General features: G+C 58.7%; 17 protein-coding genes. 11 read left to right on the top strand and 6 right to left on the bottom strand.

Annotation, left to right across the window (positions count from 1 at the left end; genetic code table 11):
* The first annotated feature begins 268 nt into the window (after positions 1-268).
* The 7 genes from ABI546_RS12550 (at position 269) to ABI546_RS12520 (ending at position 4,725) form a co-directional block, all read left to right on the top strand.
* A complete protein-coding gene (locus ABI546_RS12550) occupies positions 269-535 on the top strand; it encodes a hypothetical protein (RefSeq protein ID WP_348046925.1) in 267 nt (88 codons plus the stop codon).
* A 76-nt stretch (positions 536-611) separates the two neighbouring features.
* The gene (locus ABI546_RS12545) at positions 612-1,064 is read left to right on the top strand and encodes a DUF3592 domain-containing protein (RefSeq protein WP_348046924.1); all 453 of its coding nucleotides are present in this window, start codon (positions 612-614) and stop codon (positions 1,062-1,064) included.
* 552 nt (positions 1,065-1,616) lie between these two features.
* Positions 1,617-2,315, top strand: a complete 699-nt coding sequence (locus ABI546_RS12540) for an enoyl-CoA hydratase/isomerase family protein (RefSeq protein WP_348046923.1) — start codon at positions 1,617-1,619, stop codon at positions 2,313-2,315.
* A gap of 90 nt (positions 2,316-2,405) precedes the next feature.
* On the top strand, positions 2,406-2,960 hold the full coding sequence (locus ABI546_RS12535; protein ID WP_348046922.1) for a GNAT family N-acetyltransferase: 555 nt from the start codon (positions 2,406-2,408) through the stop codon (positions 2,958-2,960).
* A gap of 65 nt (positions 2,961-3,025) precedes the next feature.
* A complete protein-coding gene (locus tag ABI546_RS12530) occupies positions 3,026-3,415 on the top strand; it encodes a GNAT family N-acetyltransferase (protein WP_348046921.1) in 390 nt (129 codons plus the stop codon).
* Positions 3,416-3,601: 186 nt separating this feature from the next.
* Positions 3,602-3,874 carry a hypothetical protein gene (locus ABI546_RS12525; RefSeq protein ID WP_348046920.1) on the top strand — a complete coding sequence of 91 codons (273 nt, stop codon included), beginning with the start codon at positions 3,602-3,604 and terminating at the stop codon, positions 3,872-3,874.
* 134 nt (positions 3,875-4,008) lie between these two features.
* A complete protein-coding gene (locus tag ABI546_RS12520) occupies positions 4,009-4,725 on the top strand; it encodes a hypothetical protein (protein ID WP_348046919.1) in 717 nt (238 codons plus the stop codon).
* A 66-nt stretch (positions 4,726-4,791) separates the two neighbouring features.
* On the opposite strand, the gene ABI546_RS12515 is transcribed toward ABI546_RS12520, so the two are convergent.
* From ABI546_RS12515 to ABI546_RS12505, 3 genes are all read right to left on the bottom strand, one after another.
* Entirely contained in the window at positions 4,792-5,403 is a 612-nt protein-coding gene (locus ABI546_RS12515; protein ID WP_348046918.1) for a hypothetical protein, read from the bottom strand.
* A 120-nt stretch (positions 5,404-5,523) separates the two neighbouring features.
* Positions 5,524-5,817, bottom strand: a complete 294-nt coding sequence (locus ABI546_RS12510) for a YciI family protein (protein WP_348046917.1) — start codon at positions 5,815-5,817, stop codon at positions 5,524-5,526.
* Positions 5,818-5,895: 78 nt separating this feature from the next.
* On the bottom strand, positions 5,896-6,798 hold the full coding sequence (locus ABI546_RS12505) for a LysR family transcriptional regulator (RefSeq protein ID WP_348046916.1): 903 nt from the start codon (positions 6,796-6,798) through the stop codon (positions 5,896-5,898).
* On the opposite strand from ABI546_RS12505, the gene ABI546_RS12500 reads away from it, so the two are divergent.
* Positions 6,797-7,198: a hypothetical protein gene (locus tag ABI546_RS12500; protein WP_348046915.1), complete on the top strand. Its 402-nt coding sequence runs from the start codon at positions 6,797-6,799 to the stop codon at positions 7,196-7,198. The genes ABI546_RS12505 and ABI546_RS12500 overlap by 2 nt on opposite strands.
* 50 nt (positions 7,199-7,248) lie before the next feature.
* On the opposite strand, the gene ABI546_RS12495 is transcribed toward ABI546_RS12500, so the two are convergent.
* From ABI546_RS12495 to ABI546_RS12485, 3 genes are all read right to left on the bottom strand, one after another.
* Positions 7,249-8,343: a carotenoid 1,2-hydratase gene (locus ABI546_RS12495; protein WP_348046914.1), complete on the bottom strand. Its 1,095-nt coding sequence runs from the start codon at positions 8,341-8,343 to the stop codon at positions 7,249-7,251.
* Positions 8,344-8,358: 15 nt separating this feature from the next.
* Positions 8,359-9,447: a PLP-dependent cysteine synthase family protein gene (locus ABI546_RS12490; RefSeq protein ID WP_348046913.1), complete on the bottom strand. Its 1,089-nt coding sequence runs from the start codon at positions 9,445-9,447 to the stop codon at positions 8,359-8,361.
* Positions 9,448-9,515: 68 nt separating this feature from the next.
* Positions 9,516-9,782, bottom strand: coding sequence for a DUF1127 domain-containing protein (locus ABI546_RS12485; protein ID WP_348046912.1), 267 nt, complete (start codon positions 9,780-9,782; stop codon positions 9,516-9,518).
* A 125-nt stretch (positions 9,783-9,907) separates the two neighbouring features.
* On the opposite strand from ABI546_RS12485, the gene ABI546_RS12480 reads away from it, so the two are divergent.
* The 3 genes from ABI546_RS12480 to ABI546_RS12470 all read left to right on the top strand — a co-directional run bounded on the left by ABI546_RS12480 (position 9,908) and on the right by ABI546_RS12470 (position 12,310).
* The gene (locus ABI546_RS12480; RefSeq protein ID WP_348046911.1) at positions 9,908-10,801 is read left to right on the top strand and encodes a LysR family transcriptional regulator; all 894 of its coding nucleotides are present in this window, start codon (positions 9,908-9,910) and stop codon (positions 10,799-10,801) included.
* A 199-nt stretch (positions 10,802-11,000) separates the two neighbouring features.
* Positions 11,001-11,654 (top strand): glutathione S-transferase family protein, encoded by a 654-nt coding sequence (locus ABI546_RS12475; protein WP_348046910.1) that lies wholly within the window; start codon positions 11,001-11,003, stop codon positions 11,652-11,654.
* A gap of 383 nt (positions 11,655-12,037) precedes the next feature.
* Positions 12,038-12,310, top strand: a complete 273-nt coding sequence (locus tag ABI546_RS12470) for a hypothetical protein (RefSeq protein ID WP_348046909.1) — start codon at positions 12,038-12,040, stop codon at positions 12,308-12,310.
* Positions 12,311-12,482 lie beyond the last annotated feature (172 nt).

Raw genomic sequence — 12,482 nt, 5'->3', positions numbered from 1 at the left:
TTTCTGTACGTATTTGACGCCCTGGCTAATCGGCTTGGCTTGGTTGGTTTTGTCATTGCGTGCCTGGCCCAGTACTTCTGGTCCTTGCTGTGGGTACTAGCCGCACGCCGAGTCTGGAGGATGTTCCGTGAATCATAAAATGCGCTCTAACCCCTCCACCGAGGGGACATCACAAAGGCCCCTCCGCGCCCTTTGCGCTGCCCCTCACGTCAAACGTTAAATTGCAATGATGGAAGCGCCTAAGTGGTCCAAAGTTGGGGTGAACATCATGAGTGCTGCGCAACTAAATGCGATACGCGAGCACCTTGATACGGTGGGCCACATCGCGGTTCTCCACTGGCACTACTTTGGCTCCCGTTCACCGACGCCGCTGGGTTTCGGAGATTTTGAAAAGTTCTTGGAGTTCCTCGAATCAGAAACGGAACCGGGGGACGCTATCGACGTATGGCCATTTCCACACGAGGAGCAATTGCGGATTGCTGAGGGTAAAGTCCCGAATGAGAGTGGTGAAGTTCCCGAAGGAGGCGCGTACTAATGCAACTTAACATTTCGCCCAAGTCGGATGCCTGCGGCATCTCTTGGCTCCAACGTTAAGCCTCGGAGAATCACCTATGTTCCGCATCTTTTTTAGCCCAATTGTCGCGATCTGTCTTGTTGTGTTCGGCATTTTTCTCACGTATGCCGGCCACAAGAACGCAGTCAAATTCGCGGCCTTGCGTGATCACGGCAAGACGACCAAGGCCGATATCACCAAGCTGGAGTGGAAGGAGAAGAAGACTAACCACGCTGATAGCCAGTACACAGCGCACGTCCGCTTTACCACGGAAGATGGTCGCGAAATTCGGACCGAAGTAGGCGTTCCTGCAGACCTTGGGCGTACCTTGAGAAACAAACCAGGCCCAGGGGCTATGACGGTCCGCTATCTTCCCGAAGCGCCCAGCACGCTTCAAGACATCAACCAAGATGACTCCTCTGATGCTCAGAAAGGAGTTGGTCGCTATATGTTGCTTGCGGGACTGGCAATGTTGGTTCTTCGCTTCTTCTTTTCAAAGCGTGTGAGCTGATGCTCATCTTCAAAGCAATCGGCATCTGGGTACTCATCTTGATCTGCGCCGTACTTAACGGCGCTGTTCGTGAGGCAGTCCTGATTCCGAACTTTGGTAATCCCGTCGCGTTGGTACTAAGTGGCTTACTCTTGTCGGCCTGCATCCTTGCCGTTTCATTCATGCTTGTTCCGCGGCTCGGCAGTCTTCAAGTCACACATTGCTTGTATCTCGGCCTATTCTGGCTTTGCCTTACGCTTGTATTCGAGTTCGGCTTCGGGCGGCTCCTGCAGCACCGCAGTTGGTCTGAGCTTCTTGAGGCGTACACGTTCAAGAATGGGAATCTCTGGCCCCTGGTTCTGGTGGTCACATTCGTCGCTCCTCTTGTCGCAGTTCGCGTGCGAGGCCAAAGCTAAGGCGTTGCACAACAAGCGATTGAGCCGCCTGAACCACCGGTGGAGTGATAAGGTGAGCATGCAGTGGAATCTGTGCTGCATGGTGTACAACATTGAGAAGCTGGCCAGTTAGGCATCATTCCGAATTTTGCAGATCAATCACCTCACACCAAACCCGATGTCCGAACCGAAACTTCTCACGAATTCGCGCGATGGCGTCCTGACCTTGACGCTGAATCGCCCGGAAAAACTCAACGCGGTCGACAACGACCTATCCAGGAGCTTGCTTCAAGCGCTTGAGGCCGGAGCTACAGACGAAACAGTGCGGGTAATACGGCTGCGCGGCAATGGTCGCGCGTTCTGCGCTGGGCGTGATGTGGGCGCCCCTCCAACCGAAGACGACCTGGTGCTTGTTCAAGCTGTGGCTCAGTCCATTGTCCGAAATCCGAAGCTGGTCCTGGCTGAAGTGCACGGTTGGACCGTTGGAGCCGGGTTCGAGTGGATGCTCGACGCCGATGTCGTCATCGCTGCCGAGACGACTCGCTTCAAGCTGCCTGAGGCGTCCCTCGGCGTTTTTGTCACCGGGGGCCTCAGTGTCACACTGCCGGCGGCGGTCGGACTTGCTCGCGCGAAGGCGCTTACCCTCTTGGGTGAAGAGTTCACCGCTCACCAGGCATTGGCCTGGGGTCTCGTGTGGAAGGTCGTAGAAGACTCAGGCCTGGATGAAGCATCGTGGAATGCCGCAGTGAAATTGGCGACACTGAAACCCGTTGTCGCTGCTCAGTTCAAGCGTGTCTTCAATCTGCTTGGACTGGCTGCATTTGATCGAGCTATTGAAGAAGAGAATGGAGCCCAGCGTCTTCTCGGCCCTCAATGACGCCTACCATCGACACATGACCCATGTCTGCATGCGGCGGTTTTGCCGAGAATCGCGGTGATCCGGTCATTCCTACGTTAAATCGCATTGATGTCTCTTTTGCCACAAACGCTAGAAACGCCACGGCTTCAATTGCGTCGCCCCGTGATGGCCGATGCAGGCACCGTGTTCCGGTCGTATGCCCAAGACCCGGAGGTCTGCCGATTCATGATCTGGCGGCCTCATGCGTCGGAATCTGTTACGCGTGAATTTATTGCCTCGTGCATTACGGCTTGGAAGACAGGAATTCGTCTGCCATATGTCATCACCGAGCAGCACTCTGACGTAGCGATTGGAATGCTTGAGGCGCGAATACAAGACGCCACCGTTGACATTGGGTACGTTTTGGCGCCTTCGCACTGGGGCCGGGGCCTTATGCCGGAGGCAATCCAGTCATTGGCGAGTGCCGCGCTTCAGGTACCCGGCTTGTTTAGAATTCAAGCAACGTGTGACACCGAGAACATTCCGTCGCAGCGCGCGCTGGAGAAATCTGGTTTCGATCGGGAGGGCCGCCTTGAGCGTCACACCATCCATCCGAATATCTCTTTGGAACCAAGAGCGTGCTTCATGTATGCCAAGTGTCGGGCGGAGGAAAATGCGCTCTAACCTGTTTCTCGAGCGAGTAGTTCTTGGTAAGCTCGGTCCGCGGCTCAACTTCGACCTTAAGTCTCATGCAAATACGCGCGCCGCTACCGTCTGAAATTGAGCCGATCCGTCAGTTCTTGTGCGCTAACGGTTGGGAGCATCGTATCGGTTCGCCTGAGTGGTTCTCTCTGCTAGTCGCCAATTCCCAGCGTGTGGCCGTAGCGGTCGTCGCCGGCGAAGTTGTGGGCTTTGCCCGCGGCATCACGGACGGCTTGTCGAATGGCTATCTCTCTATGGTCGTGGTCGCTCCGGAGCATCAGCGCAAGGGCGTTGGTGCGGCCTTGGTACGCCTAGTTCTCGGTGAGGAGAGCGGCATCACGTGGGTGCTTCGTGCCGGACGTCCGGACGCTCCCGAGTTCTTCTCAAAATTGGGTTTTAACTTGTCTTCTGCCGCAATGGAACGTCAACGTGAGTAGCGCGCGAGGACCTGGCATGCCAATTGACGCGGCCATTTGGCGGAGGCTGTTGGTGTACTCATTTTCAAGTTGAGTGGTATGCGCATCGTGATTATTGGAAATAGCGGAAGTGGCAGATCTACACCTGCAGGAGGCGGCTTCGCCGCAAGCGGTGGCGGTCCGGTTATTTTTGCGTAAGGCGCAGCTATGACTCAGGTCTTCCTATTCCTTTCGGTGTGCGGATTTACCTACGGTGCGTATGTCGTTTGGTGTATCGGTTGGTTCACCGACCAGCAGCGCGATGAGATTTCTCGAAAAGACGCTGAACTTCGTGAGGAGATTCATGCGGGTGGCCTTCGAGGTGCATTGTTTCGAGCTTGCGCGCCGCTCTATTGGCTTGTGTCGCTGCCTGTGCGCTCCATTTCCGCCGCCTTAGGCTTGGCTGCACTTCTCGTATTTCTGGGGGTTCTCGGTAGCTGATCACTTATGCTGACTATCCAATTACTGCATGATCGACATGGACGGCCATGGGCGTTCACTGGCTGCACCGTCTCTTCTTCTTGGTCGCCGATCACTTTCACGTTGCCCGGTCATTTTTTAAACTAAGTCCATCCATGAAGACAAAAAGAATGGCGTTCAACCGCAAGAAGTGGCTCGCAGTAATGGCGTTTCAGCTCGCAGTCACGTCGGCTGTGGCCATGGACTTCAATCTCATTGGTGATACCTTGATCATGTCGGGACCTGTGCTCGGCGATGACGTTGCCCACTTCAAGGACCAGGTTGCTACGAATCGGGTGAAACTGGTTTTGCTTCACAACAGCCCCGGCGGTGATCTCTGGAATGGGCAAGAACTTGCCCGGCGCATTCGAGAGGCCGGTCTCGACACTGCGGTGTCAGGCAGATGTGAGTCTGCATGCGGACTGGTTTTTCTTGGAGGGGTAAACCGCTACTACAGTGACGGCAGCCCGCTGGCCAAAACGATGATTGGCCTGCACGGTGCACACAACAAAGATACCAAACAAGCGATGCCGCAACTTGGGGCTCGTATGGCCTATCTCATCAGGGAAATGACCGAGAAGAAATTTCCGGATGATCTCCTGGATCGAACTGTCTACCCGAAAGATCCCTCAGACTTCACTTATGTCTTTCATCCTGCGCGCTTCAAGGCAGATGGCAATCTTCGCGGTGTCATGGAGTGCAACAGGCAGGCGGATACGACTTTCAAATGCAAGATGGTCGAGGGCCTGGATGCGATATCTGTCGGAGCGACAACAAGCTCGGAAGTTCTTCGTCTCAATGAAGAGGTGAGGACCATTGTTGCGAGACCCTAGGCGTCATGAAGTGGTTTATTAGCTTATAGGAAGGCATGCTCCGGGAAGCGCAGCGCCGCCCTGTGTTTATCTGCCGCCACCCGTGAGCGCCCTATAAGCTTCACGCGTCTCAGGCGACACCGACTCCACCAGCTGCGTATGCGGTGTTTGGTGCCGCACCAGCACGCGGGCCGATGCGATGGCTTTCGATTTGCAAAACCAGTGGCAAGTGTGTTGCATCAAAAAGAGCTCTGCTGACATCGTGAACGCCTTGGCCTTGGGGCTGAGTTCTGCGGCATTTTGGGCCACACGCGCGATACCGGCAGCGTGGATCGCCAGGGCTTGGCGCATGTCGAATGTCATGGCCGGCAGGGCCTGGGTAATGAATGGCAGGCCTATGGGCAGGCGGCTGACCCGGGCCGCCGGCTCGGGCACTTTGGCAAACTCTGCCGCAAATTTGCTGAACTGGGCCGCAAGTTGCCCTTCGGAATTGGCCAGTTGCTGCCAGACCTGTTCGCGCCGCGCCGGCTCTTTTTCACCGAGTGCGCGCAGGTAGCCGCCGGCCAGCGTCTCCATGAGCTTTTCAATCTGGTAGTGGCCCAGATGGCTGCCCAGCAGTGCGATGCGTTGACGTTCCTCTTTCCATTTGAGGGCGAAGAGGGCGATGGTGGTAAAGACCACCAAGGTAAAGAATTCCATGGCAAACCTGGTTGCGTGAGTGAGTGCGTGTGTAAGCGGGGAAGCGAGCGAAAAGCTTTGCCAGCGTAGCTGAGTGTAGTGACACCATTCTTGTCGATGGCGGTGCCCCGGTACGCTGGCTTACAAAATGACCTGTCTTTCGGCCAAGGCTTTGCCCCAGGTCAACAGGCGATAACTGCGATGCGCCGGAACATAGTACGGGTCGTTTTCCACAAGCGTCGCAGCGCGTTCCCTGGATTCAACCTCCATCACCCAGAGCCCGCCGACAAACCCGCCACCGGGTGCCTCACGCAAGCCGCCCGCCACCAAAATTTCATCCTGGTGCTCACGCAGGTAGGCCAGATGAAGAGGTTCTCGCGCCTGCCGGATGGCCAGCATGTCGGGCGTGTCGTCAAACAGGGCTATCCAGCGCATCGGCGTCTTCCTTTGCAAAATCAATTGATGAACAAGTTTACGGGGCTGTCGCAACGTGATGGCGACGTCTCAGGCCGATCAGGGCTTGGCTTTACGGGCTACCTTTGGAAGCCGGGCAGCCCGTGCCTTGCCGCTTTGGCCGCCTGCCGCCACCTGCCTTAAACCGGCCAGTGCAGGCTCCAGCACCTTCATGTCCGCATTCGCGGCATAGACGGCATAGGCAGGGTACAGAAACTCGGGTTTGCCGGGCACCCTGAACAGGCGGCCTTCCTTGATGTGGTTGCGCACCACGTTCTGCCGGAAATAGCCGGCCCCGCCCACGGCAAGCAGATACTCCAGCCCCAGCGGCCCCAGGCTGGACGACACGCCGACGCTTGAAAGTTCGGGAAACGCCAGGCTGTGCTGTGCCGAAAATTCCTGTCCCCAGTCCACGTACACATAGTCGGCCGGCTGCGGCGTCTCAAGTTTCGGGGATGTGGTCACCAGCACCAGTTTTTCCTCGATCAATAGCTCGATCCTGAGGCCCGGACGTTGTCGCGGTGCGTAGGCAATCACGATGTCCAGCGTTCCATGGGCCACACGCTCCAGCAGGTCTTCGGCAACGCCGACTTCGGTCCGCAGGGCCAGGTCGGGCGCGCTTTTGCGCATCCATAACAGCCAGTCCAGCATCAACGGATGCCAGAGGCTGATTTCGCAACCTACCGTGACCAATGCCCGCCGCCCGGTCGGCACCGCCATCTGGTGTCGGGCGCGCTCCCATACCTGCACCAGTGTCATGGCATGCCGGACAAACTGCTCACCCGCCGCCGTCAGTGAGGCGCCGGCCTTGTTCCTCACAAAAAGCTTTCGGCCCAGCAGGTCTTCCAGCGTTTTGACGCGCGCGCTGACGGCTGTCTGGGTCACATGCAGCCGCTCCGCGGCCTGAACAAAGCTGTGGCTGGAAACGATCTCGAGAAAGGTACGGGCGAGGTTGATGTCCATGAGCGCATTTCCGTTTCGGTGGTATTTCAGAGAGCAAAATTTTTGCACTCAAACTGAATATAAGTCATTTTACTTTTATACTCGTAAACCCTATATTTCTGCCATGACCTCTGTTTCGGCGATCTTTCTTTCTGCCGGTCATGTCACTCTGAAAGGACCTTCCATGACACGCACTGCACTTTTCGCCAATTCAGCCAACGCCTCGATCGACAACCGCGCGTTGCCGGCTTCTTCTTTCATTCGCAATGTGGTGGATGGCGCGCGTATCCTGTTGGCAAACGCATCTTTTGGCGCCGCTGCGGCAAAGCCTTCGGCCGCTCAGCCCTACCCGTGGTTGCCGGCGCATATCCGCAGCAACATGGGTGCGCGCGCCCAGCGTTTGATTCGCGCTGACTACTGATACGCCCAAAGGCGCTGCGCCGCAACTGCGGCCAGCGCCGTTTTTTCGCGCTAGATCTTCAGGCGCTGCGCGTAGCCCGTCATCTCCAGGTAGCCCATGCCCACAAGCTTGCCGTTGCTGTCGATCAGCTCGCTCAAACCTTCCCAATAAATGGCACCCGTTGACTGGCGGCTGTCCAGCTCCTGGTTGTCAATGACGGCCCTGACCGTGTAGAAGTCTGCCGGTGTGCGAACTATCCATTCCACCGGGTAGGTGGCTTGGGTCAGCGGGCTTTTCCAGTGGCGTACGGGCTTGAAGATCACTTCGCCCCGGCTGAAGGTGTAGAGCCCGCTTTTGGGGGAGCGAAAAGAACCCCCGTCCCACAGCGCATTGCCGTCTTTGCCCCGCAGCCTGAACGCAGTGAGCGCGCTTCCGTCCAGCAGGTTCATCCCGATCCAGTCCCAACCCAATGCGTCGGGATGCAGGATTTCTTCGCTCCATTCGTGGTCCAGCCACGCTTTTCCGGTCACGTCGAAAGCCTGGCCCTTGACTTGCAGGCTGCCACGCGTGGCGAGTTGCGGCTGGCTGTAGTAGTAGCTGGCCTGCTTGTCCTCAGGGCCTTTGCGCGACAGTCCTTTGTTGCCTTGCAGCAGCACGTCCTGCGTTTCCTCAAATTGCAGCTTGAGCGCGAAGTCGCTGGCAGAAAGGTCTGCCGTGTAGCGCGTGCCATCGGCCGTCAGGGACCAGTCGCGCAGCTTGATGGCCATGTCCGTTTCGCTGGCCGCCGCGATGCCAAACCCATCCCGCGCGATACGCTGGTCATGCCAGAGCTTTTTGCCCTGGACGTCCGTCACTGCGGCATGCGCAAAAAGCAGTTGCTTGGCGGCAAACCGCGATGCCATGTCTTGGGTGCCGTCCACGCGTGAACGAAAGAAAGTAAGCTGAAAGCCGAACAGACGTTTGCTGTCATGGCTGGCCGTGGCCTGGCCGGTGATGTACCACCACTCGGTACGAAAACCGGGGTGCGCGCCGCGGTCGCGCGGAAACACCAGCGTTTGGGCCGGCAGGGCATGGGCCGCAGAAACCAAGCCCGCCAGTCCGGCAGCACCCCCCAGCAGCAAATGGCGCCTTGCTAACCCGGCGGGCAATAGGGGCGGCGTGTGCATGGCAGGTTCGGTGGCTCAGGCCTGCGCAGGCCGCATCAGCCGGTTGATCTGCTCGTTCGCCGCCGTGCAGTCACCCACCTTTTCGCTGACCCAGGCGGCGTTGTGGTACGTGGGCAGGTAGCGCTCGCCTGAGTCACACAGCAGCGACAGGATGGAACCTTGTTCGCCGCGCGCCAGCATCTCGTGGGCCAACGTCAGCATGCCCACCAGGTTGGTGCCGGTCGACGGCCCGACCTTGCGGCCCAGCAACTGCGACAGCGCATGCATGCCGGCCAGCGAGTCCACGTCGGCCACTTCAATCATGCGGTCTATGACCGTGCGGATAAAGCTGGCCTCCACGCGCGGGCGGCCAATGCCTTCAATGCGTGAGCCCGCACCCGTGAGGCTTGCGTCGCCGGTACGGTGGTAGTCGCCAAACACCGAGCCGGCCGGGTCGGCAACGCAGAGCTGGCTCTTGTGGCGCTGGTAGCGCACATAGCGCCCAATGGTGGCACTGGTGCCGCCTGTGCCGGCGCCCACCACAATCCAGCGCGGCACCGGATGCCGTTCGTGCGCCATCTGGCTGAACATGCTTTCGGCGATGTTGTTGTTGCCGCGCCAGTCGGTGGCGCGCTCGGCGTAAGTGAACTGGTCCATATAGTGGCCGCCGGTTTCGGCCGCCAGTCGGCGTGCCTCGTCGTACACCTGCACCGCGCTTTCCACCCAGTGGCAGCGCCCGCCGTAAAACTCAATTTGTGCCACTTTCTCGGGGGAGGTGCTGCGCGGCATCACCGCAATGAAGGGCAGCCCCAGCAAGCGCGCAAAGTAGGCTTCGCTGACGGCCGTGGAACCGCTGGACGCTTCAACGACCGTAGAACGCTGATGTATCAGGCCATTGCACAGTGCATACAAAAAGAGCGACCGCGCCAGCCGGTGCTTGAGGCTGCCGGTGGGGTGGGTCGATTCGTCCTTGAGGTAGAAGTCGATGCCGCGCGCGGCAAAGGCTGGCAGGGGCAGCGGGATCAGGTGCGTGTCAGCGCTGCGCTGGTAGTCGGCCTCGATGCGGGCGATCGCGGCGCTCAGCCAGGAGTCGTCGGGTGTGTGCGATGCGGTGGGGGCGTTCATCCGTCCGATTCTCGCAGCAAGACCGGTGCGTGCCAAAACGCGCGGCCGGGCGCCAGGCGGCGGGCACGCTACAGCGAGGTTTCGCCAAACAGCGCCGGGATTTCGCAGCGGCCAACGCCCAGGTCGTTCAGCTCATGGCTGCTCATGGCCATCAGTTCATCGCGCTGCAGGCGGGTTGGCGCTGGCTCGCGTGGTGCGCCATCTGACGGCACCTCCCTGAACCAGGCGTCGCTCAGGCGTCGGATCAACCCGCGCATGGCCACCGACAGGCCGGCCAGGCTGCCTGCCCGCAGGCTGAAGCCAGAGGTGACGGTGGGAATGGCGGCGGAAGGCATGGGGTGCTCCTTGGGTGGGGTGAACGCGATGAATCAAGTCAGGCGCCATGGTGCAATTTATTCCGGTATTGTGGAAGTTGAGTTTTCTGATAAAAACTATCAGGATTACTGATAAGGTGGTTTTTATGCGCGAACTGAATCTGGACCAGCTACGCACCCTGGTGGCCATCACCGACCTGGGCACTTTTTCTGCGGCGGCGCAGGGCCTGCACCTGGCGCAGCCCACCGTGAGCCTGCATGTGAGCGAGCTTGAAAGCCGCCTGGGTACGCCCCTGGTGGTACGCGGTGGCCGGCGTGTTGAGCCCACGCCGGCCGGGGCCATGCTGGTTGAGCGGGCCCGCCGCCTGCTTCGTGATGCCGACGAGGCCGTGGATGCGGTGAAGCGCCACGTCGAGGGCCGCACCGGGCGCGTGCGCCTGGGCTCCACTACCGGGGTGCTCGTGTACTTTTTGCCGCAGGTGCTCAAGGCCATGGAGCAGGCGCATCCCGATATCGATGTCGAGGTCAGCATCCTCGGCTCGGCAGACACCCTGCAGCGGCTGACCGACGGCACGCTCGACGTCGGCCTCGTCGCCACGCCCCCGCCCGCGCAGCGCGGCATGGTGATCACACACTGGCGCAGCGACCCGATGATGGCGTTTGTACCCAAGCGCTGGAAGGCGCCCAAACATGCCACCCCCGCCTGGCTGGCCACGCGCCCCTTGATCTTCAATGAGACGCCCACCCACATGTACCGCATGACCATGGCCTGGTTTGCCGATGCGGGTTTCTCGCCGCGTGCGCGCATCGAGCTCAACTATTCCGAAGCGATCAAGAGCCTGGTGGCGGCCGGTTACGGCGCCGCGGTGTTGCCCAGGGAGCAGTCTTTGGAGGAGTCCAATGTGAGGCACGATGTGCAGCTGGTTCCGCTGAAACCCGCGCTAGTTCGTCATACCGCCATGGTCCACCGGCCACTTGCCGTGCTCGATGGCGCTACACGCAACCTGCTCAAGACGCTTGGGAAGTTTCGCCAGGCTTGAGCTGGGGGAGAGCGCCGACCGGTCGCAGCCACGTCGTTTGAGGTGCGACCTTTGAAAGTTAGCAAAAAAATGTTTCAGAGATGTCGATTTCGACCCGCCCCGAACGTCGTCTGGTAGATAAGCGGTAATTTGCCTATCCGCCATCACCATGCACTTAACCAAGCAGTTAGCCAGACATCCAGTAAAAGGAGAAATCACCGTGTCCCTTCCGACAACCCCAACCATTACGGCCTTTGAACGCTCGCCCGATCGCGGCAGAGGGCTGGCGCGAGACATGCGCGTTCGCTGGGCGCTTGAAGAAGTGGGCCAGGCTTACAAGGTTCGTCTTGTGTCGTTCAGCGCGATGAAGGAGGCCGCGCATCGTGCGCTTCATCCGTTCGGGCAGATTCCGACCTATGAAGAAGGCGACCTGGCGCTGTTCGAATCGGGGGCGGTCGTCTTCCATATCGCAGAGCGCCATAAAGGCCTGCTGCCTGACGAGGCGAATGCCCGCGCACGGGCGATCACGTGGATGTTTGCGGCGCTCAACACGGTGGAGCCGCCCATCGTCGACCGCTCAATGGCTGTTGTCCTGGAGCAAGGCAAGCCCTGGCATGCAGAGCGCCTGCCTGTTCTCGAAGATCGTGTTCATGTCCGGCTGAGTGAACTTTCCAGCCGGCTCGGGCGCGCCGATTGGCTCGACGGTGCGTTCAGCGCCGGTGATTTGCTGATGGTGACGGTGCTGCGTAGGCTGAACGGATCAGGCTTGCTGGAGAAATATCCCAACCTCTGTGCCTATGTCGCCCGCGGCGAGGCGCGGCCCGCCTACCAGCGTGCTTTCGATGCGCAATTGGCGGTTTTTACTGGCAGCTAGCGGCCGACTGACAAAGGCTTGCTCTGGGTCCTATTCGGTCCTTCGCAGCCGTTCAGAACGTCACTCCAAGTTGACGTAGGGATTGGAATTTTGCTGCGTTTGCCAAGGCTGTTACATCTGAAAAAAGTTGGACTTTTATCGATGAATGCCCTAGACACGCGCGTTTCAGATCAATCTTCAGAATCTGATACTCAGCACCGCTGCCATGTTATCGGTTGATTCTGCTGCGTATCAGGGACCGTTGACCGACCTCGCAACGGCGGGAGTGGAAAAACCGGTTATAAATCAACAACATGCAGAAACAGTTTTTTCACAGCGCCAAGGTTGACCCGCCATACGTAGTGGAATCGACTTTGATATCACGTTAAACCTCGGAGACGTCCATGGCAGTTATCACTTCAAAGATTGGCGTTCAAAACCACAGAGGTGTATGCCATGTCGTAGCCGTAGAACCCTGGGGCGAGGATTTCACGTTGCTACCGGGAGAAGCGCTTGAGATCATCGCCGTAGGTGATGCGGCGACTCCGTGGTTCAATTTAGTTGAGTGGGACGGGTCTTCCCAGGTGTACTGCGAGGACACTGCAATCTTCAAGGTAATGCAAGGGACCCTTGAGTTGAAGTGTGGCCACAACCGCCAGCCAAGTTCAAGCGAATGAGCGCAAGGCTTAACATGTCAATCGACACGGACCCACACCTGCAGGAAGCGGCTTCGCCGCGAATGGTGGTGGCCCGGTCATTTTTACGTTAGACCTCAGACGACGCACGGAGTGCCTATCCATGTCAATTCAACACGACCAAGTAACGCCTGTCTCGCTACCTCAAGAGTCA

The organism is Polaromonas sp. (assembly GCF_039932935.1).
Taxonomy (GTDB): domain Bacteria; phylum Pseudomonadota; class Gammaproteobacteria; order Burkholderiales; family Burkholderiaceae_C; genus Polaromonas.
The sequence above is the reverse complement of the archived record's forward strand: the minus strand, read 5'-3'. Positions and strand labels throughout refer to the sequence as shown.